This is a genomic window from Mycobacterium sp. 134 (assembly GCF_048282715.1).
GTDB lineage: Bacteria > Actinomycetota > Actinomycetes > Mycobacteriales > Mycobacteriaceae > Mycobacterium > Mycobacterium septicum.
The window spans coordinates 3896900-3921096 of the sequence record NZ_JBLVUN010000008.1 but is presented as its reverse complement, the minus strand read 5'-3'; the positions used below and the strand labels follow the sequence as shown (position 1 = coordinate 3921096).

26 protein-coding genes are annotated in these 24197 nt (G+C 67.6%); 11 read left to right on the top strand and 15 right to left on the bottom strand.

Going from position 1 to position 24197, the window contains the following annotated elements; genetic code table 11:
• Nucleotides 1-7: 7 nt before the first annotated feature.
• Complete coding sequence (lexA, locus tag ACNQVK_RS23430) at nt 8-727, bottom strand: transcriptional repressor LexA (protein ID WP_211154016.1); 720 nt, start codon at nt 725-727, stop codon at nt 8-10.
• Nucleotides 728-980: 253 nt separating this feature from the next.
• Between lexA and ACNQVK_RS23425 the strand changes: the two genes are divergently transcribed.
• Entirely contained in the window at nt 981-1478 is a 498-nt protein-coding gene (locus ACNQVK_RS23425; RefSeq protein WP_418031435.1) for a LysM peptidoglycan-binding domain-containing protein, read from the top strand.
• Nucleotides 1479-1642: 164 nt separating this feature from the next.
• Nucleotides 1643-2098 (top strand): transcriptional regulator NrdR, encoded by a 456-nt coding sequence (nrdR, locus tag ACNQVK_RS23420; RefSeq protein ID WP_019348288.1) that lies wholly within the window; start codon nt 1643-1645, stop codon nt 2096-2098.
• 24 nt (nt 2099-2122) lie between these two features.
• Here nrdR and ACNQVK_RS23415 read toward each other — a convergent pair whose 3' ends face one another.
• From ACNQVK_RS23415 to ACNQVK_RS23405, 3 genes are all read right to left on the bottom strand, one after another.
• Nucleotides 2123-2809: a PhzF family phenazine biosynthesis protein gene (locus ACNQVK_RS23415; protein ID WP_418031434.1), complete on the bottom strand. Its 687-nt coding sequence runs from the start codon at nt 2807-2809 to the stop codon at nt 2123-2125.
• Between the two features lie 68 nt (nt 2810-2877).
• Complete coding sequence (locus ACNQVK_RS23410; protein WP_418031433.1) at nt 2878-3900, bottom strand: alpha/beta fold hydrolase; 1023 nt, start codon at nt 3898-3900, stop codon at nt 2878-2880.
• Nucleotides 3901-3936: 36 nt separating this feature from the next.
• Nucleotides 3937-4962, bottom strand: coding sequence for a proteasome assembly chaperone family protein (locus ACNQVK_RS23405; RefSeq protein WP_418031432.1), 1026 nt, complete (start codon nt 4960-4962; stop codon nt 3937-3939).
• A gap of 185 nt (nt 4963-5147) precedes the next feature.
• Here ACNQVK_RS23405 and ACNQVK_RS23400 point away from each other — a divergent pair, with 185 nt between their 5' ends.
• Nucleotides 5148-5957 (top strand): trypsin-like serine peptidase, encoded by an 810-nt coding sequence (locus ACNQVK_RS23400; RefSeq protein WP_418031431.1) that lies wholly within the window; start codon nt 5148-5150, stop codon nt 5955-5957.
• Here the strand turns inward: ACNQVK_RS23400 and sthA are convergent.
• Nucleotides 5954-7360 carry a Si-specific NAD(P)(+) transhydrogenase gene (gene sthA, locus ACNQVK_RS23395; protein WP_418034278.1) on the bottom strand — a complete coding sequence of 469 codons (1407 nt, stop codon included), beginning with the start codon at nt 7358-7360 and terminating at the stop codon, nt 5954-5956. The two genes, ACNQVK_RS23400 and sthA, sit on opposite strands and share 4 nt — an antisense overlap.
• A gap of 175 nt (nt 7361-7535) precedes the next feature.
• On the opposite strand from sthA, the gene ACNQVK_RS23390 reads away from it, so the two are divergent.
• Nucleotides 7536-8603 carry a DUF4192 domain-containing protein gene (locus ACNQVK_RS23390; RefSeq protein ID WP_418031430.1) on the top strand — a complete coding sequence of 356 codons (1068 nt, stop codon included), beginning with the start codon at nt 7536-7538 and terminating at the stop codon, nt 8601-8603.
• A 4-nt stretch (nt 8604-8607) separates the two neighbouring features.
• Here the strand turns inward: ACNQVK_RS23390 and ACNQVK_RS23385 are convergent, their stop codons facing one another.
• The 3 genes from ACNQVK_RS23385 to ACNQVK_RS23375 all read right to left on the bottom strand — a co-directional run bounded on the left by ACNQVK_RS23385 (nt 8608) and on the right by ACNQVK_RS23375 (nt 11044).
• Nucleotides 8608-9297 (bottom strand): metal-dependent transcriptional regulator, encoded by a 690-nt coding sequence (locus ACNQVK_RS23385; RefSeq protein WP_055113255.1) that lies wholly within the window; start codon nt 9295-9297, stop codon nt 8608-8610.
• A 193-nt stretch (nt 9298-9490) separates the two neighbouring features.
• Nucleotides 9491-10480 carry a sigma-70 family RNA polymerase sigma factor gene (locus ACNQVK_RS23380; protein ID WP_273732164.1) on the bottom strand — a complete coding sequence of 330 codons (990 nt, stop codon included), beginning with the start codon at nt 10478-10480 and terminating at the stop codon, nt 9491-9493.
• A gap of 117 nt (nt 10481-10597) precedes the next feature.
• The gene (locus tag ACNQVK_RS23375) at nt 10598-11044 is read right to left on the bottom strand and encodes a DUF3099 domain-containing protein (protein WP_235732471.1); all 447 of its coding nucleotides are present in this window, start codon (nt 11042-11044) and stop codon (nt 10598-10600) included.
• Nucleotides 11045-11130: 86 nt separating this feature from the next.
• Between ACNQVK_RS23375 and ACNQVK_RS23370 the strand changes: the two genes are divergently transcribed.
• The gene (locus ACNQVK_RS23370) at nt 11131-11367 is read left to right on the top strand and encodes a DUF3039 domain-containing protein (protein ID WP_044517849.1); all 237 of its coding nucleotides are present in this window, start codon (nt 11131-11133) and stop codon (nt 11365-11367) included.
• 1 nt (nt 11368) lies between these two features.
• Here ACNQVK_RS23370 and ACNQVK_RS23365 read toward each other — a convergent pair whose 3' ends face one another.
• Nucleotides 11369-12361, bottom strand: a complete 993-nt coding sequence (locus tag ACNQVK_RS23365; RefSeq protein ID WP_418031429.1) for a YihY/virulence factor BrkB family protein — start codon at nt 12359-12361, stop codon at nt 11369-11371.
• 73 nt (nt 12362-12434) lie between these two features.
• A complete protein-coding gene (locus tag ACNQVK_RS23360) occupies nt 12435-12626 on the bottom strand; it encodes a DUF7455 domain-containing protein (RefSeq protein WP_044517852.1) in 192 nt (63 codons plus the stop codon).
• Between the two features lie 159 nt (nt 12627-12785).
• On the opposite strand from ACNQVK_RS23360, the gene ACNQVK_RS23355 reads away from it, so the two are divergent.
• The 4 genes from ACNQVK_RS23355 (at nt 12786) to ACNQVK_RS23340 (ending at nt 16174) form a co-directional block, all read left to right on the top strand.
• Entirely contained in the window at nt 12786-13157 is a 372-nt protein-coding gene (locus ACNQVK_RS23355) for a DUF952 domain-containing protein (protein ID WP_418031428.1), read from the top strand.
• 43 nt (nt 13158-13200) lie between these two features.
• On the top strand, nt 13201-13839 hold the full coding sequence (locus tag ACNQVK_RS23350) for a TetR/AcrR family transcriptional regulator (protein ID WP_418031426.1): 639 nt from the start codon (nt 13201-13203) through the stop codon (nt 13837-13839).
• Nucleotides 13840-13925: 86 nt separating this feature from the next.
• Nucleotides 13926-15122 (top strand): LLM class flavin-dependent oxidoreductase, encoded by a 1197-nt coding sequence (locus ACNQVK_RS23345; RefSeq protein ID WP_418031425.1) that lies wholly within the window; start codon nt 13926-13928, stop codon nt 15120-15122.
• The gene (locus tag ACNQVK_RS23340) at nt 15122-16174 is read left to right on the top strand and encodes an alcohol dehydrogenase catalytic domain-containing protein (RefSeq protein WP_418031424.1); all 1053 of its coding nucleotides are present in this window, start codon (nt 15122-15124) and stop codon (nt 16172-16174) included. The genes ACNQVK_RS23345 and ACNQVK_RS23340 overlap by 1 nt, the downstream gene beginning before the upstream one ends.
• A gap of 37 nt (nt 16175-16211) precedes the next feature.
• On the opposite strand, the gene ACNQVK_RS23335 is transcribed toward ACNQVK_RS23340, so the two are convergent.
• Genes ACNQVK_RS23335 through ACNQVK_RS23320 form a run of 4 tightly spaced genes read right to left on the bottom strand, consistent with a single transcriptional unit; the run spans nt 16212 to nt 20464 of the window.
• Entirely contained in the window at nt 16212-16994 is a 783-nt protein-coding gene (locus ACNQVK_RS23335; protein ID WP_418031423.1) for a glucose 1-dehydrogenase, read from the bottom strand.
• Between the two features lie 2 nt (nt 16995-16996).
• The gene (locus ACNQVK_RS23330) at nt 16997-17794 is read right to left on the bottom strand and encodes an SDR family NAD(P)-dependent oxidoreductase (RefSeq protein ID WP_418031422.1); all 798 of its coding nucleotides are present in this window, start codon (nt 17792-17794) and stop codon (nt 16997-16999) included.
• A 10-nt stretch (nt 17795-17804) separates the two neighbouring features.
• Nucleotides 17805-18821 (bottom strand): alpha/beta hydrolase, encoded by a 1017-nt coding sequence (locus ACNQVK_RS23325; protein WP_418031421.1) that lies wholly within the window; start codon nt 18819-18821, stop codon nt 17805-17807.
• The gene (locus ACNQVK_RS23320; protein WP_418031420.1) at nt 18818-20464 is read right to left on the bottom strand and encodes an AMP-binding protein; all 1647 of its coding nucleotides are present in this window, start codon (nt 20462-20464) and stop codon (nt 18818-18820) included. Before ACNQVK_RS23320 ends, ACNQVK_RS23325 begins: the two co-directional genes overlap by 4 nt.
• Nucleotides 20465-20612: 148 nt before the next feature.
• Between ACNQVK_RS23320 and ACNQVK_RS23315 the strand changes: the two genes are divergently transcribed.
• Nucleotides 20613-22055 (top strand): wax ester/triacylglycerol synthase family O-acyltransferase, encoded by a 1443-nt coding sequence (locus ACNQVK_RS23315; RefSeq protein ID WP_418031419.1) that lies wholly within the window; start codon nt 20613-20615, stop codon nt 22053-22055.
• Here ACNQVK_RS23315 and ACNQVK_RS23310 read toward each other — a convergent pair.
• Nucleotides 21999-23018: a hypothetical protein gene (locus ACNQVK_RS23310; RefSeq protein ID WP_418031418.1), complete on the bottom strand. Its 1020-nt coding sequence runs from the start codon at nt 23016-23018 to the stop codon at nt 21999-22001. The two genes, ACNQVK_RS23315 and ACNQVK_RS23310, sit on opposite strands and share 57 nt — an antisense overlap.
• Nucleotides 23019-23092: 74 nt before the next feature.
• Here ACNQVK_RS23310 and ACNQVK_RS23305 point away from each other — a divergent pair, with 74 nt between their 5' ends.
• Nucleotides 23093-24190, top strand: a complete 1098-nt coding sequence (locus tag ACNQVK_RS23305) for an acyl-CoA dehydrogenase family protein (protein ID WP_418031417.1) — start codon at nt 23093-23095, stop codon at nt 24188-24190.
• The last annotated feature ends 7 nt before the right edge of the window (nt 24191-24197 follow it).

The following is a 24197-nucleotide window of genomic DNA, read 5'->3' as shown; positions in this document are numbered from 1 at the left end:
CGGTCGGTCAGATCTTGCGGATCACCGTGACGACCTTGCCGAGCACCGCGGCGTCGTTGCCCGGGATCGGGTCGTACGCCGGGTTGTGCGGCATGAGCCAGACCTGACCGCGCGTCCGCTTGAAGGTCTTGACGGTAGCTTCGCCGTCGATCATGGCCGCCACGATGTCGCCGTTGTCGGCCACGCTCTGCTGGCGCACCACCACCCAGTCGCCGTCGCAGATCGCGGCGTCGACCATCGAGTCTCCGACGACCTTGAGCAGGAACAGCGAGCCCTCGCCGACCAGTTCGCGGGGCAGCGGGAAGACGTCCTCGACGGCCTGCTCGGCCAGGATGGGACCGCCCGCGGCGATACGCCCGAGCACCGGTACGAAGGTCGGTTCGGGTAACGCGTCGGAGCCGGCCACATCGGTGGACACCACTGCGGCCGCCGGATCGTCGGCGCCGCGCACGTCGACGGCACGCGGCCGGTTGGGGTCGCGCCGCAAGTAGCCCTTGCGTTCGAGGGTGCGCAACTGGTGGGCGACCGATGAGGTCGAGGTCAAGCCGACCGCGTCGCCGATCTCGCGGATACTGGGCGGGTAGCCGCGACTGGTCACCGACGCTCGGATCACGTCGAGGATGGTCCGTTGCCGGTCGGTGAGGCCGCCCTCGGCCCGGCGTGGGCCCGCGCTGTCCGATCCGGCCGGGCTGTCGATGCTGCCGTCCCTGCTGCGGTCGTCGCTCATGAGGCCGAATGTAGTCGCTGGTCGAACATTAATCAAACATGTGTTCGACGCGTGTTGCGCGCGTGTCCGCTGGTGGGGTGCGCGAGGGGCTCACGGGGGGCCTGGAGCGGGTGGTGTGCGGCTTCGCGGCCCGAACTTGTCGGTGGTCCGTTCTATCGTTTGGCAACAGTTCGATCACATGTTCTATCCATCGAACACTTGAGCGACTATGTTCGAACACAAGAGCGAATACGACCCACCGAAAGGCAGTCAGATGGCGATCATCGATATCCCCGCCGATAGCCGTTCCAGCGCTGTTCGGGCCACGCAGAAGTCACAGCCGCCCCGCGCCCGCGCCCAGTTCGGCGCCGCCGCACCCCGGCCGGTGCGCCGGGTCCAGCGGCCTGCACCCTCCCGTCCCGACACCGGTGGGGTCCGATACCGCGGAACCGGCGTGCTGATGTCGCGGGCGTCCCATCGCAGCCGGCCCATCACGCCGTTGACCACGGTCCTGTTGGCGCTCGTCGCCGCAGGCATCACCGTGTGGCTCGGGTTGGTGGCCCAACTCGGCGGGGTCGTGGGCGCCGAGACGCCGACGCCGACCGAACTGGCTGTGGTCCAGGTGAAGTCGGGGGAGACTCTGCAGCAGGTGGCCCGACGGGTCGCCCCTGATGCCCCGGTGGCCCGGGTCGTCGAGCAGATCCGCGATCTCAACCAGCTCGACTCAGTGGCGGTCGACGCAGGGCAGACGCTGCTCGCCCCGGTTGGCTGAGCAGTGCGATGTCCGCTGAATCGTCCTGGCTGCCAGCCACACTGGCCGGCGTCGGCTTGAGCACCTACACCCCACTGGACCCGGCGGTGAGTCTCCCGCGGGCAACGCGGGTACGCTCAAGGGCGCTCGAGCTAGTTGTCCGGCGGCATGACGAAGGAGCGGTAATGCATTGTCCGTTCTGCCGTCACCCTGATTCGCGTGTGGTTGATTCCCGCGAGACCGACGAGGGGCAGGCCATCCGGCGCCGGCGGTCCTGCCCGGAATGCGGCCGCCGGTTCACCACCGTTGAGACGGCCGTGCTGGCCGTGGTGAAGCGCAGCGGGGTGACCGAGCCGTTCAGTCGCGAGAAGGTCATCCGCGGGGTGCGTCGGTCCTGTCAGGGCAGGCAGGTCGACGACGACGCCCTCAACGTGCTGGCGCAGAAGGTCGAGGACGCCGTCCGCGGCCTCGGCACACCCGAGATCCCCAGTCACGAGGTCGGCTTGGCGATCCTCGGACCGCTTCGCGAACTGGACGAGGTCGCCTACTTGAGATTCGCCTCGGTGTACCGGTCATTTTCGTCAGCCGAAGACTTCGAGCGCGAGATCGAGGCGCTTCGCGCCCACCGCGCCGAGGCGTAATCCGGCCCGGGTTCGGTCCCCGGTTCAGTCCAGGCGGGAGGTGCCGTCGTTGACGACGCGGCCGGCCAGGCGCACCCAGCCCTCCGGACTCCAGCGGGTCTCGATCACCGAGCCCTTGCCCTGGATGATCGTCAGATCGCGGCTGAGATAGTCGGTCATCCGTACCGCCGCCGCGCCGGTGGCCTCATCCTCGGGGATTCCCAGGTGCGGGGCGAACGACCTCGATCGCAAGGTGCCGTTCGCCTCGTCGATCCAGGCCCACAGGTAGTTCTCCTCCGCATCGGTGAAATCGTCGGGGTCGGCGGCAAGCAAATCGTCGACCGAGGCCAGGTCGTGGATGGCGAACTCCGGTGCCCACTCCGAACGCGCGTTGACGATGGCGCGATCGTCGTCGTACTCCACCTGGAGGATTCCTGCGGGCACCAGCAGGGTATGGACCGGCAGCCCTGTTTCGCGCAGCCACCACGACGCACCGACGGTCGGGTGCCCGGCGAACGGCAACTCGGCGACCGGGGTGAAGATGTGGGCACTGGCCGAGTTGCCGCCGGGCTGCGGCAGATCGATGAATACGGTTTCGCTGTAACCCAATTCGGTCGCGATCCGTTGCCGGTCGTCGGGGGCGACGGTGCTGTTGTCGACGACGCCGAGCGGATTGCCGTACTTGCCGTCGGAGTCGGTGAACACGCGTAACACGGTGACGTCGATGGCCATGATCCGATGCTACGTCGCAGCCGACCGTCTCCGGGTGGACCGCCCGGAGACCCATACGGGTGAGAAGGTCAGGTCGCGCTGCGTTCGTCGGCGTCCATCGCGTCGAGCACCGCGATCTGGGTGTCGAACGGCCCGGACATCGTCGATTCGGTCCGCCCGCTGCGCAGAAGGTCGCGAAGCCGATCCTGGTCGTAGACCGACGGTTCTGTCGTGTCGATGAAGCGCTCGACCACCTCGACGAAGCGCTCGGGATCGTCATGGAACGGAAAATGCCCGGATCCCTTGAAGATCTCCAGCTGGGAACCGGGCATCGCGGCGTGGGCCATCCGAGCGTGGCTGACCGGGATCACCGAGTCGGAGTCGCCCCAGATCAGTTGCACGGGAACGGATTCGGTCAAATAACAGCGGTCCAGCATGGTGACGACCTGGCCACGCCAGTCCACCACCGCACGCAGGGTCCGGGCGAATGCCGACGATGCCGTCGGCTCCGGCAGATCGGCCAGGATGCGCAGCATGTCCGGAATGTCGTGCCCGAGGCCGGTCGATCCCAGCACCGCGCCCGCGGCGCGGCCGGCCAGCTGCAACGCCGGCAGTACCAGGGGGAGCCGCAGCAGCGCCAGGGCCTCACTGCCCATCGGTAGGGAGGCGACCCGCAACGCCATGTTGACGTCCTTGGTGACCCCGCCGGCGCCGACCAGGATGAGGCGGTCGACCAACTGCGGGAACTGGTAGGCGAATTGCATGGCCACGCCGCCGCCCAGGGAATGGCCGACCACGGTCACCCGGTCGATGTCGAGCACGCTGAGCAGGTCCCGCATGCCGTTGGAGTAGGCCGCCACCGAGTAGTCCGCACGCGGCTTGTCGGAGCTGCCGTGACCGAGCAGATCCGGGGCGATCACGGTGAACCGCTGCGCCAGCGCCGACTGCACGGTGTGCCAGGTGGTGGAGTTGTCGCCGATGCCGTGGATCAGCAGGATCGCCGGACCGGACCCGGCGACCCGGAAGGCCCGCCGGTAACCGTGGATCGTGCGGTACTCGAGCGTCGGGGTGAGCTCGCGAACGGTCCGCAGATGGGGTTTGCGCTCGGTCATGCTGGTCAACCTCGCTCTCGGCCCGCCATCGGGCTCCTATGAGTGGTTGTCGCCGTTCGGGAATCCGTCCCCGAAGCCGTCTCGTCCGTCTTTGTACTTGTCGTCTTTGTACTTGTCACCGGTCTGCTGGGCGAGGAACCGTTCGAACTCGGCTCCCAGCTCGTCACCGCTGGGCAGTTCCTCGTCACGCGCGAGCAGAGACCGATTCTCCTGTGCGGCAACGAACGCATCGTACTGGCGCTCCAACCCGGTCACCACTTGGGCGACCTCTGCGCTGGCCTCTACCTGCTCATTGATCTTGCTGTACACCTCGGCACCGGCCTCGGAAAGTTTCTCCAGCGGCAGTTGTAGCGAACCGGTCCGGGCCACCTCGGCCAGCAGGGCCTCGGCCGCCGGCGGATAGGCCGTCTGGGCCAGGTAGTGCGGGACGTGCACGGTGTAACCCACCACCTCGTGGCCGTGCTGGGCCATCCGGAACTCGAGCAGGTTGGAGACGCTCGCCGGAACCTGGACTTCACCGACCCAGGGGGTGTGGTCGGCGATCAGTTCCTTGTTGTTGGCGTGCGCGGTGAGCATGACGGGGCGGGTATGCGGCACTGCCATCGGGATGGTGCCGAGGCCGATCACGCGCCGCACCGCGAGCTGCTCGGAGAGCAGTCGCACCGCGGTGATGAACCGCTCCCACCTCAGGTCCGGTTCCAGGCCGGCCAGCAGCAGAAACGGCGTGCCGATGTCGTCGTGCAGCGCGTACAGGTTCAGCTCGGGTTCCTCGTAGCTGGTGAAGTGGTCGGTCTTGAACGTCATCAACGGCCTGCGGGACCGGTAGTCGAGCAGCTCGTCGATGGCGAAGGAGGCCACCAGCTCGGTGTCGAGGGTGTCCTTGAGGTGCTCGGCGGCGAGCCGGATGGCGTGACCGGCGTCCGAGAACCCCTCCAGGGCATGGATCAGCACCGGGCCACTGCCATCCGAGGAGGACAGCTGCGGCGCCGGGAACTCAAGCTCGTACATACCGCTCTGATCGGGCTGGTAGTGCTGGTCGGGGGTGTCGGTGCTGTCAGTCATCTCGCTTCGTCTCCTCGCTGCGGCAGGACGCTGTGACGGCCTACCGCCATGTCATCTAGTGTCCCGCATACCCGGGCCGCGGGTCGTTCCGGCCCGCTAGTGCGTGCGAACGCGCCGGGACGGGTTCGGCATTCCGGCGGATATCCCCACGATCAGGCAAAATCGTGATGATGCAGGTGACCCGGATGGTGAAGCTCACAGTCGCGGCGGCAGCGATGACCGCCGGGGTGGCGGCATGCACCGGGCCCGGCGCCGTGACCGCGGGCGGCGGGACCGCGGCCCCCGCCCCGGCCCCGGCGAGCAGTCCACCGGTGGCAGCCAGCCCGTTGTCGCAGGCCGGGGCCGAGTCGGTGACACCGGACCGGCGGGTCGGTGCGTTGTTCCTGGGCGACACCACGACGCACACCTGTAGCGGATCGGTGCTGGCCAGCGCGTCCGGCAATCTGATCCTGACGGCCGCGCACTGTCTACTCGACGGCGTCGACACCACATTCGTCCCCGGGTTCGACACCAGCGGTGGTGATACCTGGCACGTCAGCACGGTGTATCTGGACCCGCGGTGGCTCGCCGAGCAGGATCCGCAAGCCGACTACGCCATCGTGCGGGTCACCGGCGGCTCCGGTGCGAGTCTGCTCGCGGCGGCCGGCGGCGGGCTGACACTGGGTTCGGCACCCGCGCCCGGTGTTCCGGTGACGGTGACCGGCTATCCGATGGGCGAGGGCGGCAGCCCACTGGCGTGCCGCGGCGCGACCGAATGGTCACCCCAGGGGTACCCGTCTCTGGCCTGTGCGGGCCTGACCGACGGTTTCAGTGGTTCCCCGTGGGTTTCCGGGTCGACGGTGACCGGTCTGGTCGGCGGACTCGACGGGGGAGGATGCGACGACGACGTGTCCTATTCGCCGCACTTCGACGACCGGATCGCCCGGTTGCTGGTCCGGGCCGAGGCAGGCGGACCCGGCGACGCGGCGCCCGCCGCACTCGAATCCGACTGCTAGAACCGGAACTGGTTGAGCGCGCGCAGCTTGTTCATCACGTCGAGCGCCGCGACCTTGTAGGCCTCTGAGAACGTCGGATAGTTGAACACCGCATCGACGAGGTATTCGACGGTGCCGCCGCAGCCCATCACCGCCTGCCCGATGTGCACCATCTCGGTGGCGTTCGTGCCGAAGATGTGCACGCCCAGCACCCGCAGGTCCTCGGTGGACACCAGCAGCTTGAGCATCCCGTAGGAGTCCCCGGCGATCTGGCCGCGGGCCAGTTCGCGGTACCGGGACACACCCACCTCATAAGGGATCGAATCCTTGGTCAGTTCGACCTCGGTGGCCCCGACGAAGGACACCTCCGGGATCGAGTAGATGCCGATCGGTTGCAGGCTCATCATGGCCTTGGTGGGCTCGCCGAAGGCATGGTAGGCGGCCAACCGGCCCTGCTCCATCGATGTCGCGGCCAGCGCCGGGAAGCCGATGACATCGCCGACCGCGTAGATGTGGTCCACCTTGGTGGTGAAGTTGTCGTCGACATAGATGCGGCCGCGGTTGTCGGCTTCCAGGCCTGCGTTGGCCAGATCGAGGTGATCGGTCTGCCCCTGGCGTCCGGCCGAGTACATCACGGTCTCGGCGGGGATCTTCTTGCCGCTGGCCAGGGTGGTCACCGTGCCCGAGGTGCCGATGTCGACAGCGGTCACCTCTTCGCCGAACCGGAACGTCACCGCCAGGTCGCGGAGGTGGAAGCGCAGGGATTCGATGATCTCGGGATCGCAGAACTCCAGCATGTCGTCGCGTTTCTCGACGACGGTGACCTTGGTGCCCAGCGCCGCGAACATCGACGCGTATTCGATGCCGATGACCCCTGCCCCGACCACCACCATCGAGGTCGGCAGGGTCGCGAGATTGAGGATGCCGTCGGAATCGAGCACCCGCGCCTCGTCGAATGTCACCCCCGCCGGCCGGGCCGGTTTGGTCCCGGTGGCGATGACGATGAAACGTCCACGGACAGTGACGAGTTCGGCGCGGCCAGGATCCTCGACGACGATCGTGTGGTCGTCGGAGAACCGGCCGTGGCCGGTGTAGAGCTCGATGCGGTTGCGCATCAGCTGGGACCGCACGACGTCGATCTCCTTGCCGATGACGTGCTGGGTGCGCGACAGCAGATCGGCCGGGGTGATCTTGTCCTTGACGCGGTAACTGGCGCCGTAGAGCTCGCGCTGGCTCATGCCGGTCAGGTAGACGACCGCCTCCCGCAGCGTCTTGGACGGGATGGTGCCGGTGTTGACGCACACCCCGCCCAGCATCATGCCCCGCTCGATCACCGCAACGGACTTGCCGAGCTTGGCTGCGGCGATGGCGGCGCGTTGACCGCCGGGACCCGAACCGATGACGACGAGGTCATACTCCTGCATCGAACCCATGGGAAAACTGTTTACGCCGGTTGGGCCCTTCTCGCATGTCGGCGAGACCGAATACCGGATGAACAAATGCCTCGGGTTATCCCCAGCGCAGAATCCATCCCCAGCCGGCCGCAACCGGCGGGTTCGGGTGAGGGCCCGTGACGGCCCCGGTTGGCACGGTCGGGCCATGACAACGCCATCGCCATCCTCGCCGGAGTTCGACTTCCACCTCACGCGTCCCGGTGCGCTGATCGCCGCGCTACCCGCAGTGCTCGGATTCGTGCCGCACCGCAGCCTCGTCCTGGTCACCGTCGACCGGGGCGAGTTGGGCTGCGTCATGCGCGCCGACCTGGCGGACGACATGACCGAACGCGTCCAGCATCTGGTCGGCCTCGCGGCAGCGGCCGGCGTGGACGCGGTCATCGCGGTAGTCGTGGACGGGGACAGCCCGGACTGCCGGGCATGCGACGACCGCTATCGCGACCTGGCGTCGATGCTGGACCAGGCGCTGGCCGCCGACGGCATCGAGCTCTACGCCGCGCACGTCGTGGACAAGGTGGCCGCCGGTGGTTCCTGGCGCTGTGCCGACGGCTGCGGTGAACACGGGAGGGTGGACGACCCGGGTGCGTCGCCGCTGGCGGCGGCCGCGGTGCTGGACGGCCGCCGGCTCTACGCCAGCCGTGACGAACTGCTGCAGGTGATCCAGCCGGACCCGGTCGCCAATGACGCGATGAGGCGCCCGCTGGCGCTCGTGACACAGCGGCCCGGGTGCCCGGAGGCGCGCCCCGATGCCGAGGTGCGCCGGGATGTCGAGGCCGCGATGACAGCGGCCCTGCACGTGGCGGAAGGCGGTGCACCCGGTGTGGCCGAATTGGCGCAGCTGGCCGTGGGGCTGGCCGATCCGCGGGTCCGCGACACGCTCTACGCGCTGGCGGTCGGGGAGTGCGCCGATCAGGCCGAAGCCTTGTGGGCCCTGCTGGCGCGCAATCTTCCCGACCCGTGGCGAGTGGAAGCCCTTGTCCTGCTGGCTTTTTCGGCGTACGCGCGTGGTGACGGCCCGCTGGCCGGCGTTTCGCTGGATGCGGCGTTGCGGGCGCGGCCGACACACCGGATGGCCGGCATGCTCGACACCGCACTGCAATCGGGGATGCGCCCGGAGCGGATCCGGGAGCTGGCGGTCACCGGATATCGGCTGGCCGAGCAGCTGGGCTTGCGGTTACCGCCACGCAGGACGTGGCGGCGCAAGGCCGGTTGAGTGGCTAGACCTTCTCGACGCGGACCGCGTGCGCCATGTGATGGGGAAGCTCGACCTGTTCGTGCCCGGGGATCACGATCATCACGCCGCCGTGGTCGTTGGCCTCCACGGTGACCCTGGCGTTCGGAACAACGCCGGCATCCTTGAGTCGGCCGATGAGCTCGGTGTCGCCCTGCACGTGCTCGGTGAGCTGGCGCACCACCACCGCCACCGGCAGCCCGACGGGGAGTTCGGTGAGCCGGACCAGGCTGACATCGTCATAGCCGGCCGCGCCGACCCCGAGATCCGACAGACCCGGGATGGGGTTGCCGAACGGTGAGGTGGTGGGGTTGTCGAGCACCTGGACCAGGCGCCGCTCGACATCCTCGCTCATCACGTGTTCCCAGCGGCACGCCTCGGCGTGGACGTCCTCCCACGGCAACCCGATCACGTCGACGAGCAACCGCTCGGCCAGCCGGTGCTTGCGCATCACGGCGACCGCGAGGGCGCGGCCCTTGTCCGTCAGTTCGAGGTGGCGGTCGCCGGCCACGTGCAGCAGGCCGTCGCGCTCCATGCGCGACACCGTCTGGCTGACCGTCGGACCGCTCTGGTCGAGCCGTTCGGCGATACGGGCACGCAGCGGCACCACGCCCTCTTCCTCGAGGTCGTAGATCGTTCGTAGGTACATCTCGGTGGTGTCGACCAGATCGTTCATGCGCGCCTTCCCAGCCCAAACGTCACCGCACAGTCTACCGTTCCCGGCGTCTGAACTGCGGCGCAACATCGGGGCGTCGGGCAGGTCACATCGTCGCGGAAAACCCCAGGACATACGGGCAAAAACGACCGGAAACGCCTGGATACGCGATGTGCCCCGCCGGAAAACCGGCGGGGCACATCGTCAGGAGGGACTAGCTGGCGTAGGAGCGGAGCCGATCGGCGCGCTCGCCATTGCGGAGCTTGGACATCACTTCACGCTCGATCTGGCGGACCCGCTCGCGGGACAGGCCGAACAGCTTGCCGATCTGGTCCAGGGTGCGGGGCTGACCGTCGTCGAGGCCGAACCGCAACCGGATCACCTGCTGCTCACGCTCGTCGAGCGTGGCCAGGACGTGGCGGATGTCGGTGTGCAGCAGCTCGGAGATGACCGCGTTCTCGGCCGACATCGCATTCTCGTCTTCGATGAAGTCGCCCAGCGGGGCTTCCTCGTCGGTGCCGACGGGCATGTCCAGGCTTACCGGGTCGCGGCTGTGCTCCAGCAGGTCGTTGATCTTCTCGACCGGGATGCCGGACTCTTCGGCCAGCTCCTCGTCGGTGGCCTCGCGGCCGAGGTTCTGGTGCATCTCACGCTTGATCCGGGCCAGCTTGTTGACCTGCTCGACCAGGTGGACGGGGAGCCGGATGGTGCGGCTCTGATCCGCCATCCCACGGGTGATGGCCTGCCGAATCCACCAGGTGGCATACGTGGAGAACTTGAAGCCCTTGCTGTAATCGAACTTCTCCATCGCGCGGATCAGGCCCAGGTTGCCTTCCTGGATCAGGTCCAGCAGCGGCATTCCGCGACCCGTGTAGCGCTTCGCCAGTGACACCACCAGGCGGAGGTTGGCTTCCAGCAAGTGCCGGCGCGCCGCCTCGCCATCGCGGACCACGGTGGCCAGATCGCGCTTGCGGTTCTCGCCCAGGCGCTTCTTCGTGCTCAGCACGTGCTGGGCGTACAAGCCTGCCTCGATGCGCTTTGCGAGCTCTACCTCATCGGCGGCGTTGAGCAACGCCGTTTTGCCAATGCCGTTCAGATACACGCGCACGAGGTCGGCGGCAGGGCTCTGGGCGTCCAGATCACTGTCGACGCGGCTTGTGGTGGCATTTGCCATGACGGCCTCCTGATCAGCTCGAACTGTCATGATCTACAACGTCGTAGACGCCATGAGAGTTCCCACGGATCTCCGGATTCATACCCGTTGAGCTGCGGTTTTTCCGACCCGACCTGAGAATGTCCTGAGAATAGCTAAAGAAGCCGCTCAGCTGGGGTCATCGTCGCCGGACCGCGCCGCGTCCGGTTGCGGTGGCACAAACGGTTCCTTCTGTAACGCCGGCCGCTCCGCGGTGGGGAACAGTGGGATCCGCTCGCCGCGACCGGCGTAACGCCGTGGCTCCTCGGCGCTGCGCGGGGGACGATCGTTGGCGATCAGCACCGCCATCCAGGGCAGCGGTATCGACGCCACGATGATTGCGAGCGAGATGAGCCCGTTCTGCCAGATGTTGTAGGCGACGGCGGCCAGGATGAGCGCGGGGATACGGAAGGCCATCAGCGTCAGATACTTGCGGACGCGCTGGCGATGCTGCACTTCGTAGGAGGGTGCGGCTTTGGTGATGAGAACCGGGCGGGCTTCCTTGCCGAAATCGTCGCCGAAATCGTCGTCGAAACTCAGCTCGTGGCTTTGTTTCATGCCTCTACTGTTCCACACCTGGACCGCGTGGTGGCAGGCGGATTTCCCTATGCCCTGCAGCCAGGCACAATAAAACCCGCGGACGTGAGGAGCACAATAAAACTATGCAGACCCAGACCATCGAGCGCCCGGACACCGACGAACGCGTCGACGACGGGACCGACGACGACACCCCCAAGTTCTTCCATTACGTCAAGAAGAACAAGATCGCCGAAAGTGCCGTCATGGGCACACATGTGGTCGCGCTGTGCGGCGAGGTGTTCCCCGTGACGAAATCGGCCAAGCCGGGCTCTCCGGTGTGCCCGGATTGCAAGAAGATCTACGAATCGCTCAAGAAGTAACTCACGAAGCGGGCGGCGGCCGGGGCGGTGACAGGGGCTCGGGCATCCGGGATTCGACGGGTGCCTGGGTGCCGCCGTTGAGGGCTTTGTCCTCCAGCCATTCCCGCAGTCTCCTGGCGTGGGTGTCCGGCGCGGGCCACTCCTCTTGAATGGCGGCATTGAGTTCGGCGCCGAGCATGATGGCAAAACCCAGGAAGAACGCGAACAGCAGGAACGCGATCGGCGTGGCCAGCGCGCCGTAGGTGTAGCCGGTGCTGGTGATCCAGGTCAGGTAGATCCGTAACCCGAACGTGGCGACCAGGAACACCACGGTGGCCAGTACCGCGCCGAGCATGAGGCGATGCGTCGGGATCGGTGCGGGCAACGAGACCCGGTACAGGATGGTCACCCCGACGAAGACCGCCAGGAACAACGCTGGGTAGTAGCCGTACCGCAGCACGTTGTCCCAGCTGTCCGGGATGTGTTCGGAAATCGCCCGGGGTCCGAGCGCCAGCAGCGGCGCCAACCCGATCGCTGAGACCAGCATGATCACGTACAGGCCGAGCGCGTAGAAGCGCTGCCGCACCGGATGTCGCAGCGGCGTCTGATCGTGTGCCTCCACGATGGAGTCCACGAAAGCCGACACCGCCGACGACCCGGCCCACAACGAGATCACAAAACCCACCGACACCACCTCGCCCCGGGCGCCCTTCACGATGTCGCGGATCGTCGGTTCGATGATCTCGTTGACGACGTTGGGGGAGAAGAAGCTGTTCGCCGCGTTGATCAGTTGATCCTGGATCGTCGGCAGGGTGTCCGGCCCGAACAACGGTGCGATGTAGGCCAGGCTGCCGAGCATCCCCAGCAGGAGGGGAGGCAATGACAACGCGCACCAGAACGCCGCCTGCGCCGATTCCGAGAAGATGGAATCGTCCCAGCTCTTCGACAACGTGCGTCGAGTGATGTGCCAGATGTGGTGGCGTGATGGTGGTACTGGAAGCGGCTGGCCAGTCATGACCAGTCAAGCATTACTGACGAAACGTGCTCCTGCCCAGGCGGGTGGTGTCCGAGGCGACGGCTGATGGCCGTCAGGCGTCTGCGGTGCTGTTTTCCAGCACCGCGGCCAGCTCGACCAGCTTGGCTTCGTGCTCGTTGGCATGGTGCTGGCAGAAGAGCAGCTCGGCCCCCGAAGGCAACTTCGCGCGCACGCGCGCCGCAGCACCGCAACGATCGCAGCGATCGGCTCTGGTTAGCTCCGGGCTTGTCAGAGTTGCGTTCATGGCTCCTCCGTCTTCTGCTCTGCGCATCTCGGCAAAGGCGCCGTGATTGCGTATGTCTACTCTGTCAGACGTTTTGGATTCCGGCCTTGTTCCCCAGGGGTTCACCGGTGTGTCGTGTCTCACTTGGCCGCCGTGTTGCTGGACAGGCAAGCTGACGGTATGCATCCATCCCCGCGTGTCCTGCTTCACTTGTGCAGCGTCGAGGACTGGCTGACGGCTCAGGGTAGCGGGGAGCACCGTCCGGACTCGCTCGGCGCCCAGGGCTTCGTCCACCTCTCGGCCCCTGAGCAGGTGCATCTGCCGGCGAACCGGCTCTACTCCGGACGCGGCGACCTGGTGCTGCTGCACATCGATCCGGCGAAGCTCACCGATCCGGTGCGCTGGGAGCCGGGGGTGCCGACGGATCCCGAGGCGATGCTGTTCCCGCATCTGTACGGTCCGCTGCCGGTGGACGCTGTGATGACCACCACGGTCTACCAGCCCGACGATCAGGGGCGGTTCGCGCCGCTGGCCGACACGCCGTCGGGGTAGAGCGCAGCTCAGCGGCCGGTGCGGCACGTGACATGCTCGTCACGTGTCCGGCGCAGCCCAGAATCGGCAGGGCGCGGCCACCCGGCTGCGCCTGGTGAAGGCTGCCGAACGACTGTTCGCCGCCCAAGGGGTGGATGCGGTATCCGTGCGGGCAGTCAACGCGGCCGCGGGCCTCGGTGCGGCGTCGGTGCACTACCACTTCGGATCCAAAGATGACCTGCTGCGCGCGGTGCTCACCGATGTCGGTGCGCCGGTGCGTGACGAGATTGCGGCCAATGTGGCGATGCTCGCAGCCGATCCGGATGCGCCCAGTCCCGATGCTCTGGTCCGGGCGGTCACCGGACCGTATCTGAAACTGCTGCTCCGCCACCGGGTCCGGGGCATGCGGTGGATCAAGATCATCGCGCAGATCTCGCAGGAGGACAATCCGGTGCTGCGCGATACCGAGCAGCATCTGCCCGACGAATTGTTCGCACAGGTCCAGCGGGCGTTTCCCGATTCGGATCCGGCCCGCCTGGAACTGCGGTGGGCAATCTCCGTCATGAACTTCATCCAAGCGCTGAGCCGGGCCGACGAATGGCGCCGCAACGGTAGCCGGCTGGATGAGGACGAACTGCGGGACTTCTACGAAGACCTCGTGTGTTTCGTCGTCGGCGGAGTCGATCGTCTCCTCGGCTCCTGACTGATCGGTCCTACCCAGCGGGAGCTTTCGCGGCAAAATTTCTGGATCACTTGATCCAATCATTTGATCCAGATAACGTCCGGGGCATGTGGAATTCGAGCTCGATCAAGTTCGGGGCGTTCCTGGCGCCCTATCACCCCCTCAACGCCGACCCGGCACTGCAGCTGCGGCGCGACATCGATCTGATGGAACATCTCGACCATCTCGGATTCGACGAGGCCTGGATGGGTGAGCACCACTCCACCGGATCCGAAATCGTTCCTGCGCCAGACGTGTTCATCGCCGCGGCGGCCGAACGCACCGAACGCATCCGGTTCGGCACCGGCGTGATGTCGCTGCCGTACCACCACCCGCTGATCACCGCGGACCGCATCACCCAACTCGATCTGCAGACGCGGGGCAGGCTGATCGTCGGCACCGGCCCGGGCAAGATCCCGCTGGACGCGCACATGATGGGGATCAACCCGATCGACCAGCGCCGGATGCAGGGGGAGGCGCTGGAGGCGGTGCTGCGCCTGCTGCGCGGCGAGGTCGTCAACATGGAGACCGACTGGTTCACCCTGCGCGATGCACGGGCCCAGCTGCCCACCTACGATCCGGCCGGCATCGAGGTGGCGACCGCGTCGACCATCTCGCCGAACGGGTCGGTGCTCGCAGGCACGCACGGGTTGTCCCTGCTGTCACTGGCCGCCAGCTCGCCGAGCGGATTCGAGGTGCTCGACCGCAACTGGGGTGTGTACGAACAGGTTTCCGCCGAGAACGGGTATCGGGCGGACCGCTCCACCTGGCGCCTGGTCAATCCGATGTTCATCGCCGAGACCCGGGCCGAGGCCGAACGGGCCGTCAGCCGCCGGATCCATGCCATCGCCGAGTACGTCAACCGGCAGCAGGGCATCCACCCCGACTGGGCACAGACACCCGAGGGCATCGTCAACCAGTGGCGTACCGACAACCTGGGCGAGTTCGGTCAGGTGATCATCGGCACCCCCGAAGATGCGATCGCACAGATCAAGCGACTCATCGAGAAGACCGGCGGATTCGGCACGCTGCTGATCCTGCATGTGGACATGGCCAGTTGGGAGGACACCAAGCGCAGCTACGAACTGTTCGCCTCCGAGGTGGTACCGCATTTCAAGCAGCGCAACGCCGGCAGGCAGGCCAGCCTGCAATTCGCCGAGGACAACAGCGAGTACCTCCTCGGCGGCCTGATCGGCGCAATCACCAAGGCGCACACCGACTACTACGGCCAGGCTGCCGAGCAGCTCGCCGGGCAGGGGGCGTGATGCGCGCGGCGGAGTACTTCGACGGTCGGTTCACCGTCACCGACGTCACCGAACCACCCGCCACCGGGCCCGGGCAACTGCGCATCAAGGTCGCGGCCTGCGGCATCTGCGGTAGCGATCTGAGCATGTCCAAGGATCCGTGCCGGTTCGTCTCGGTCGCGGCCGCCGGAGGGTTCCCGCTCGCCGTGTTCGACCACAGCAAGCCCATCGTGCTCGGGCATGAGTACGCCGGCACGGTCGTCGAATGCGGCCCGGGTGTCACCGATTTCGAGGTGGGCGACCGGGTCGCGGGCATCGGCGTGGCCACCGAGGCCGGCACCGGAATCCCGACGATCATCGGCTATTCCAACGAATACCACGGGGCATTCGGCGAATTCATCGTCGTCGACGGCTTCTGGGTGCGCAAGGTGCCCGACGGTCTGTCACTCGAACACGCCACCCTGGCCGAACCGCTGCACGTGGGCGAGATGCACGTGCAGCAATCGGGCCTCACCCAGACCGACGCCGCCCTGGTGATCGGTTGCGGCTCCATCGGTCTCGGCACGATCCTGGCGGCCAAGGCGCATGGTGCGCACACCGTCATCGCCGCCGAGCCGTCGCCCAAACGCCGCGAACTCGCCCTCAAGATGGGTGCCGACATCGTGGTCGACCCCGATGAACAGGATCCGATCGAGCTCTGGAACTCGCTGCTGGCTCAGGGTAGGGGCGGTTCCGGCATCCTGATCGCCTACGAGTGCAGCGGCCGCGTCGGCACCCTCAACACGCTGACCCACACCCTGCCGTTCGGATCCCGGATCCAGGTCGTCGCTTCACCTTTCGGTGACGAGACGATCATCCCGGTGGTGGCCCAGTTTCGGCAGATCGCGATCAACTTCGGACACGGCCCCTACCACGAGGCCTACGACACCGTGCTGAGGCGGCTGGCCGACGGCGAGATCGACGCCGAGGCGATCATCACGGGTCGCGTGGGACTGGACGGATTGGGCGATGCGTTCGAGGCGTTGCGGGATCCCGAGGCGCACGTCAAGATCCTGGTGCTGCCCGGGGCGTGAGGTCGTGGTGGGCCGGCGCCGGTGATCTCGCGCCAGCTCAGTTGGTGTGGACCGGCGTCACCGGAATCCGGCCCGCGCTGGCGCCGCCGTCGACGGTCAGATCCGCGCCGGTGATGTACGACGACGCATCCGAGGCGAGGAATGCGACGACGTCGGCAACCTCTTCGGGAGTGCCGACGCGCGTGAGCGGTGCACCGGGATGGCCGCCGAGGCCGCGTTCCACCTCAAGGTGGGCGATCATCGGTGTGTCGATCATCCCGGGGTAGACGGTGTTGACGCGAATACCCAAGGGGCCCAGCTCGATTGCCGCGACCTTCGACATGCCGCGCAGGCCCCACTTGGATGCGCCGTATGCGGTGTAGCCCGCGAGTCCCTGAACTCCGGCCTGCGACGAGATGTTGACGATCGATCCGCCGCCGGCGGCCTTCATCGGTTCCGTGACGGCCTGGATACCGAGAAAGGCGCCGATGAGGTTGACCCGCAGCATCTGCTCGAATCCGGCGGTGTCCTGCTCGGCCAGCGGCACCACCTTGCAGATGGCGGCGTTGTTGACCAGTACGTCGACCCGGCCGAACTCTGTGACCGCGGTGTCGACCGCCACGCGCCAATCGGTTTCGCTGCCGACATCGTGGCGGACGAAACGGGCGGCGGCGCCGATCGACTCGGCGACCCGCTCGCCGTCCTCGGAGAGGACGTCGGTCAGTACCACCCGGGCGCCGAGGGCGGCGAACAACCGCGCTTCGGCCTCACCCTGTCCGCGTGCGGCGCCGGTGACGATCGCGACCTTGCCGGACAGGTCCATCAGCTTTGCATCTGTCATCGCTACTTCTCGTTCTGGTCGATGCCGGTCAGCAGGATCTCCGACATCCGGCGGGGGAACTCGGTGACCTTGGCCATGGCCACGATCTGACGCGGCATGACGACATGGCGCTTGTTGCGTTCGACGGCGTCGACGATGGCGGTGGCCACCACCTCGGGCTCCAGCGCGGACGACGGCAGCATGCGCAGGCGCTCGAACCGCTCGATGGTCTTGCGGGCGGGTGTGAATTCCCGGATGTGGTCGATCATGTCGGTCCGCACCTCGCCGAGCTGGACGAGTGTGGTGCCCACTGGCTTGCCCCGCAGTTCGGCGCGGATCCCCGCGGTGAAATGGCTCAGGCCGGCCTTGGAGGTGCCGTACAACGTGACGCCGGGACCCTGCGCGATCGCGCCGTAGGACGACACGTTCACGATGTGACCGCGGCCCCGGCGCACCATCCTCGGCATGGCCTGGCGGCACAGCTCCAGGGGTGCGGCGAGGTTGACCTGCAGGAGGTTCTGCACATCGGAGGCGCTGGCATCGGGGAACAGGCCCACCCGGTCGATTCCGGCGTTGTTGACCAGGATGTCGACCGGACCGTCGGCCTCGACCTGATCCAGCAGTGCCTCGACGGCGGCGGGATCGGTGAGGTCGGTGGGGTAGGCCTTGCCGCCGATCTCCTTGGCCAGCAGGTTGAGCGACTCGGCATCACGCGCCACCACGGCGACGTCGACACCGCGTGCGGCCAGCACCTCGGCGATGCTCTTGCCCAGTCCGCGGCTCGCGCCGGTGACCAGAGCGCGGGTGTTCGCAAGCTTCATGGGTTGCCTTTCAATGGTTTTCAGGAATGGTCTTCGGTGTTCGGTTCGGGGAGCACAGGGCCTCGCGGACGACGGCGCACACGTCTTCGGTGGCCTCGGCCGCGGCGGGGAGGTGATCGGCGAGGTTGAAGAATCCGTGGAAGCCGCGCTCGTAGCGCCGGACGCTGACTTCCGCGCCGCCGGCGGTGAGCATGCGGGCGTATTCCTCGCCCTCCTCGCACAGCGGATCCAGGGCCCCGGTCAGCACGTGCCCATCCGGAAGCCCGGTCATGTCACCGAGAATCGGCGACGCCGACACCTCGGCCTGGGCGCCGCTGGCACCGAGGTACTGCGCGGTGAACCACTGCATGTGCTCGGCGGTCAGCACCCCGCTCTTGGTATGCGGGCTGGACAGCGACGACTTGCGGCGCTGGTCGACCACCGGGTAGATCAGCACCTGGAACGCGATGGGCGGCCCGCCGCGGTCCCGGGCCGTCATCGCCACCACCGCCGCCAGGTTGCCGCCCGCGCTGTCGCCCGCGACCACCAGCCGGGCCGGGTCACCGCCGAGCTCGGAGGCGTGCGCGGCCGCCCATTCGGTTGCGGCCCAGGCATCTTCGACCGCGGCAGGATAGGGATGCTCGGGCGCCAGCCGGTAATCGACCGAGATCACGATCGCGCTGATGCCGTTGGCGAGCCTGCGGCAGCACGAGTCGTGCGAGTCGAGGTCGCAGAGGACGAATCCGCCGCCGTGGAAATAAACCAGTACGGGCAGCCCGGCGCCAGTGTCGACGCAGGAGTCGGCGGGGTCCAGCGGATGGTAGATCCGCACCGGGATGTCGCAGGCAGGCCCGGGAACGGTCTTGTTTTCGACGCTGCTCACCTGCATGGGCCTGGCCGGTCGGCGGCTGGCCTTGAGCCGGGCCCTCACCTCGGCCGCGGCGGCGATGGGGTCGCTGCCCCCGGAGAGGATCGGCGCGAAAGCGTCGCCCATCCGTCCGGCGACCTCGCGCTTCATGGTCTCGTCGGAAGTGGGTGAGCCGCTCACCTGGAACCCCCGGTCAGCTGGCCGCGCAGCACCTTGCCGGTGGCATTGCGGGGCAGCCTGCTGAGGAACTCGACGTCCCGGGGGATCTTGTACCGGGCCAGGTTCGCCCGCACGTAGTCCCTGATGTCGTCGGGGGCCATGGTGGCTCCGTCGATCAGCACCACATAGGCGTTGAGCCGTTGGCCGAAATCGTCGTCGCTGACCCCGATCACCGCCACCTCGTCGACCTCGGGGTGGCTGGTGATCAGGTTTTCGACCTCCAGCGGATAGACGTTCTCGCCACCGCAGATCACCATGTCGTCGTCGCGGCCGTCGATGTAGAGCCGGCCGGTGTCGTCGAAGTGGCCGACGTCGCCGCTGCTCTGCAGCCCGTCGATCGACTCCTTGGTGCGGCCGTCGGTGTAGCCGGCGAAGCTCACGTCACTGCCGGCGAAAACCCGGCCGATCACTCCGGGCTCGGTGATCTCTTCACTCTTCGAGTCGTACAGACGCACCGCGCATCCGACCAGCGCCCGGCCCGCGGTGCGCGGATCGTGCAGCAGGTCCTCGGGCATCGCGACGGTCATGACCGCGAGTTCGGTCGAGCCGTACAGGTTGTAGAGCACCGGACCGAATTCGGCGAGGGTGCGCTCGACCAGGTCGGGTGGCATGGCCGAGCCCGAAACGAAGATGATCTTGAGCGACGACGTGTCGTAGCGATCGCGAACATTCTTGGGCAGAGCCAGGATTCGCTGCAGCATCGTGGGCACCACGACCAGCACGTCGCAGCCGTGGTTCTGGACCGCGCGCAGCGTTTCCTCGGGGCTGAACTTGCGCCGCAGGACCAGGCGGTTGCCCAGCGCCAGCGACAGTACCGCCTGGCCGAGCCCGGTGCCGTGGAACATCGGTGCGGCCAACATGCAGGTCTGGCCGCGCCGGCGCGGCACCCGGTCCAACAGCTGCGCCGAGAACAGGGGAGAGGTCTTGCCGCGCGGGGCGCCCTTGGGCGTGCCGGTGGTGCCGCTGGTCAGCAGCGTCATCCCGCCCGGCTTGGCGGGTGCGGCCACCGGGGCGGGCGAGGTGGCGGCGATCAGGCCCTCCAGCGAACCCTCGACATCGGCTGTCGAGCGTTCATCGGTCCATGCCAGGAAGCGCCGAACCTCCGGATCGATGGCGCTGACCAGGTCGGTGAACTCCTCGTCGTGGATCAGTACGCCGACCTTCTCGCGGGCCGCGACATCGGCGAGCTGCGGCTTGGCGAAGCCGGTGTTCATCAGCAGCAGCTGGGCCCCGACCTTGCCCGAGGCGGCCAGGATGGTGACCAGGCCTCGGTGATCCCGGCACAGCGCCGCGATCACCGAGCCCGCGCCGATACCGCGTGAGTTCCAGGCCCGGGCAAGTGCATTCACCCGGTCGTTGAGTTCGGCGAACGTCACGTCGCCCCATTCGTCGGTGATGGCGACGGCATTGGGATCGCGAATTGCGGCGCTCTCGATCACGGCGGCGAAGCCCCCGAACTGGCGGACCAGCTTGGCCTGCCGGATGCCGTCGGCGGCTCCACCGGACAGGCCCGACTCGCGGAGCACGGCAACGCTGCGGGCGACCACCCGGAGCCGATTGACCCTGGCGACGAGGCCGGCAGGGCGCGGAATAGCTCGCTTCATGGCGCAGACCGTACGGCGCACGGACCTGGCCGCGAGCCACGCAGTCTCGCTGGGCGGGACAGCTTGTCTACTGGGACACACGTTTGGATAAGAGTGATCGCAGCCACAGAAAGAGCCGCAACGGCGGTGAGGACAAGCGAGGTTGAGAATGCGGCGTTTGAAGGGTGAGGACAACAGCTTCCTGGCGTGGGAGAGCTCTGTCCAACCGCAGCACACGATGAAGGCCGTCGTGCTCGACCCGGGCCAGATGGCCGAACCGCTCACGTTCGACCGGCTCAAGACCGCCGTGCAGGGCTGGGTCGATCAGATCGAGCCCATGCAGTGGCAGTTGCTGTCCCCGCGAGTGGGGTTCGGCCGGCCGTGGTGGGTTTCGCGGCCGCAGATCGACATCGAGCACCATGTGCAGCGGACCACCGCTCCCGCACCCGGCGGAGACGAGGAACTCGCCGCGACCATCGGCGAGATCTTCGAGGTGGCGCTCGATCGTGATCGGCCGGCCTGGCAGCTGTGGTACGTCGAGGGCCTGGCCGACGGGCGCGTCGCCCTGGTGCTCAAGATTCACCACGCCGTCGCCGACGGAACCGCCTCACTGCGGCTACTGGAAACCCTCTACAGCGCGGATCCGCAGACGCCGTTGCCGCAGCCGCGGTCGACGCCGTTGCCGAACGAGCGCCGCCCGGCCCCGTGGCTCTGGTGGTCGCTCGTGCTGCGCCACCAGATCGCGGCATTGGCACGTTTCCCGAGCGTCATCGCCCGCACCGCGGCGGTCACCGGGGTGATCCGCCGTCGGCAGAAGGCCGGAAAGCCCGGTTACGCAGAAGCTTTCGCCGCACCGGCCATGCCCTTCAACGAACCGTTCTCGGCCAGCCGCCGATTCGCCTACCGGCGCTGCGACGTGACAGAGATCAAGCGGGTGTCGAAGGCCTTCGGCGTCACCATCAACGACGTGTTCCTCACCATCTGCGGTGGGGCGCTGCGGGACTACCTGGCCGAGAACGGACAGCTCACCGACGAGAGCATGACCGCTGTGGTGCCCGTCTCGATGCGCCCGGACGAAACCGAAGCCGAGTGGGGCAACAAGGTGGCGCGCTGGAACGTCGACCTCGCCACCCACATCGCCGATCCCGTCGAGCGATTGGCGGCCGTCGCCTCGGCGACCCGCACCGCGCGTGAGGTGCAGGCCGAGCGCGACGCCTGGCTGCAGCACGACTGGATGGAGTACTGGCCGCTGTTCTGGTTGTACTCGCGGGTGTTGCCGATCCTCGGGGCCAAGATGAAGCGGCGCCCGATGTTCAGCCTGATCGCGTCCAACATGCGCGGCCCGCAGAACACGCTGTACTGGGGCGGTGCGCCGATCGAACAGCTCATATCCTCGGGGCCGATCGTGTTCCCGATGGGATTGAACTTCACCGGATGGAGCTACCGCGACGAGATGGCGATCTGCGTGCTGACCTGTGGTGATCAGGTGCCGGACCCGTACGGGATCGCCGACCGGGTGCCGCGGGCGCTGGCCGAGTTGTCAGCGCGGGCGAACTCAGCCGGCGCTGGGATCCCCGCCGATCCGTCGGATCGTCAGGCGGTATCCGGCTAGGACGTCGAGCCACAGGCGGGCCACCGGGTCCGTCGCGTCCAGCGCGTGCCGGCTGCCGCTGCTCAGCAGTTGGTCGGCGGCGTTGCGTGCGCGGGTGACCGCCTGACGCAGCGCCGTCGCGGCGCCGGCAGCATCGGCGCTCAGCGCCGTGACGAGTTGCAGCCGCGCGGCGTCGATGTCCGACTCCGCCTTGGCCACCAGTACCGCCGAAGCCGTCAGTTCGGTCGTGTCCTCGCTGCCGTACGAGGTGGCCAATCGCCGGCGGACCTGGCCGACGTGCGCCTGCCACACGCCGGAGGCGGCCCCGATGACGGCGGCAGCCCGCGCGGCTCCGGCGAGGATCCCGTAGGAGGGTGCGACGTCATCGAGTTCTCCTGTGGTACAAGGACTGTCGTCCAGGCTCGCGAACACGGTCTGTGCGTCGACGATCGCGTCGGACACCGCGACGTCGCCGATTCCGGCGGCATCCAGGCCGCGCAGGCCGGCCTGGCGGTCTACCCGCACCGCATCACGCGGGAGAAGGACGCACCGGACCGAGACCCCGTCCATGGCGCTCAGCAGCAGCCAGTCCGCGGACAGCGCACCGGTCACCGACTCCCAGCGGCCCGTCAACCGAAACTGTCCGGCCTCGGCGGTCAACCGTCCCGTCGGTTCCTCGCAGGCGGCGACGAGGGCGCCGGTGTCGGCGCCCCACACCCGTTCGGCGGCAGCATCGCCCAGGCCGGCAACCCCATAGGCCGAGGTGTTGACGGCCGCGGCCAACCACCCGACCGACCCGTCACGCTCGGCGAGGTCGGCCACCGCGGCGACGAAATCGACTGCCTCCGAGGAGGATCGGGACACTGCGTGCCCGCCGTAGCGGACCGGCTGCAGCAACCGCGACGATGGCTCGCGCAGGACGGCAACCGATTCGGCAGCCGAGGCGCCGGGATCGGCGCCGGGTGCACCGGGCGGCTCGGCCATATGACCTCCTGGGAGGGGCGACGAATGGTATCCACGATGGTGACATACCGGACGGGAAGGACAGGGCGGCACTGATGACGCAGAATGTGCGCGCTGCGGTGGGTCAGGCACTGCCGGCGATCGCCGACGCGGCTGCCGATGTCGACCGCACCGGGGCCGTCGACCCGTCGGTGATCAGCGATCTGCACGATGCGGGTTTCTTTGCGATGCTGCGGCCAAAGGCGTTCGGGGGGATGGAAGCCGACCCGGCCGAGTACCTGGCGGTCACCCGCGACCTGTCCGCGGCGTGTACCTCCACCGGCTGGCTGGCCGGGTGGTTGGGGGTCAACACCTGGCATCTTTCGTTGTTCGACGAGCGTGCCCAGCGCGATGTTTGGGGGCGCGATCCGCGGACCCTGCTCTGCGAGTCGTACGCCCCGACGGGCCGGCTCGAACGCGTCGGCGACGAATTCCGGTTGTCCGGCCGGTGGAGCCGGTGCACCGGGATCCTGCACGCGTCCTGGCTCATGGCTGCTGCGGTGCTGGTCGGTGAGGACGGTGCGGCCCAGGATTTCCTGGTGGCCCTGGTGCCGCGAGCCGACTTCGTCGTGGAATCGAGTTGGAACAGCGTGGGATTGCGCGGTATCGGCGCTCACGATGTCGTCGTCTCGGGCGCGGTCGTGCCGCGATACCGGACGTTCGGCTGGGTCAGCGGCGAGCAGCTCGGCAGATTGGCTCCGCTGTACCGGCTGCCGCAACCGACCATGTACACCCACACCGGCACGGTTCCGCTGCTCGGTGCGGCCGAGAACATCCTCTCGGCGTTGCGGCCACGGGCCGGCTCATCGGTCGATCCGGTGGCCATGGCGTGCAGCGACCTCGAGTTGTCGGTCGCCCAGATCGAACGCAACCTCGGCGACCTGATCGACTCCGCACGTGCCGACCGTGCTCCGGACAGCGACCTGGTACTGCGATCGCGCCGGGACCAGGTGCTGGCCTCCGAACGCGCCGTCGAGGCGATCCGGACGTTCATCGCGCATTCGGGCGGCCGCGATACCGAGGACCCGCTGGTGGAGCGGGTGTGGCGCGACGTCCAGACCGCGCAGACCCACGTCGCCAGCAATGTGGAGCAGGTGCTGGCGCTCGTCGGTCGCCACTCGTTCGGCATGGAGGTCGACGAGATCGTCTGGTAGTCGTGGC

Excerpts from the sequence above, each read along its gene's own strand:
- lexA (WP_211154016.1), bottom strand. The coding sequence starts at position 727 with ATGAGCGACGACCGCAGCAGGGACGGCAGCATCGACAGCCCGGCCGGA.
- ACNQVK_RS23425 (WP_418031435.1), top strand. The coding sequence starts at position 981 with ATGGCGATCATCGATATCCCCGCCGATAGCCGTTCCAGCGCTGTTCGG.
- nrdR (WP_019348288.1), top strand. The coding sequence starts at position 1,643 with ATGCATTGTCCGTTCTGCCGTCACCCTGATTCGCGTGTGGTTGATTCC.
- ACNQVK_RS23415 (WP_418031434.1), bottom strand. The coding sequence starts at position 2,809 with ATGGCCATCGACGTCACCGTGTTACGCGTGTTCACCGACTCCGACGGC.
- ACNQVK_RS23410 (WP_418031433.1), bottom strand. The coding sequence starts at position 3,900 with ATGACCGAGCGCAAACCCCATCTGCGGACCGTTCGCGAGCTCACCCCG.
- ACNQVK_RS23405 (WP_418031432.1), bottom strand. The coding sequence starts at position 4,962 with ATGACTGACAGCACCGACACCCCCGACCAGCACTACCAGCCCGATCAG.
- ACNQVK_RS23400 (WP_418031431.1), top strand. The coding sequence starts at position 5,148 with ATGGTGAAGCTCACAGTCGCGGCGGCAGCGATGACCGCCGGGGTGGCG.
- sthA (WP_418034278.1), bottom strand. The coding sequence starts at position 7,360 with ATGCAGGAGTATGACCTCGTCGTCATCGGTTCGGGTCCCGGCGGTCAA.
- ACNQVK_RS23390 (WP_418031430.1), top strand. The coding sequence starts at position 7,536 with ATGACAACGCCATCGCCATCCTCGCCGGAGTTCGACTTCCACCTCACG.
- ACNQVK_RS23385 (WP_055113255.1), bottom strand. The coding sequence starts at position 9,297 with ATGAACGATCTGGTCGACACCACCGAGATGTACCTACGAACGATCTAC.
- ACNQVK_RS23380 (WP_273732164.1), bottom strand. The coding sequence starts at position 10,480 with ATGACAGTTCGAGCTGATCAGGAGGCCGTCATGGCAAATGCCACCACA.
- ACNQVK_RS23370 (WP_044517849.1), top strand. The coding sequence starts at position 11,131 with ATGCAGACCCAGACCATCGAGCGCCCGGACACCGACGAACGCGTCGAC.
- ACNQVK_RS23365 (WP_418031429.1), bottom strand. The coding sequence starts at position 12,361 with ATGACTGGCCAGCCGCTTCCAGTACCACCATCACGCCACCACATCTGG.
- ACNQVK_RS23360 (WP_044517852.1), bottom strand. The coding sequence starts at position 12,626 with ATGAACGCAACTCTGACAAGCCCGGAGCTAACCAGAGCCGATCGCTGC.
- ACNQVK_RS23355 (WP_418031428.1), top strand. The coding sequence starts at position 12,786 with ATGCATCCATCCCCGCGTGTCCTGCTTCACTTGTGCAGCGTCGAGGAC.
- ACNQVK_RS23345 (WP_418031425.1), top strand. The coding sequence starts at position 13,926 with ATGTGGAATTCGAGCTCGATCAAGTTCGGGGCGTTCCTGGCGCCCTAT.
- ACNQVK_RS23340 (WP_418031424.1), top strand. The coding sequence starts at position 15,122 with ATGCGCGCGGCGGAGTACTTCGACGGTCGGTTCACCGTCACCGACGTC.
- ACNQVK_RS23335 (WP_418031423.1), bottom strand. The coding sequence starts at position 16,994 with ATGACAGATGCAAAGCTGATGGACCTGTCCGGCAAGGTCGCGATCGTC.
- ACNQVK_RS23330 (WP_418031422.1), bottom strand. The coding sequence starts at position 17,794 with ATGAAGCTTGCGAACACCCGCGCTCTGGTCACCGGCGCGAGCCGCGGA.
- ACNQVK_RS23320 (WP_418031420.1), bottom strand. The coding sequence starts at position 20,464 with ATGAAGCGAGCTATTCCGCGCCCTGCCGGCCTCGTCGCCAGGGTCAAT.
- ACNQVK_RS23315 (WP_418031419.1), top strand. The coding sequence starts at position 20,613 with ATGCGGCGTTTGAAGGGTGAGGACAACAGCTTCCTGGCGTGGGAGAGC.
- ACNQVK_RS23310 (WP_418031418.1), bottom strand. The coding sequence starts at position 23,018 with ATGGCCGAGCCGCCCGGTGCACCCGGCGCCGATCCCGGCGCCTCGGCT.
- ACNQVK_RS23305 (WP_418031417.1), top strand. The coding sequence starts at position 23,093 with ATGACGCAGAATGTGCGCGCTGCGGTGGGTCAGGCACTGCCGGCGATC.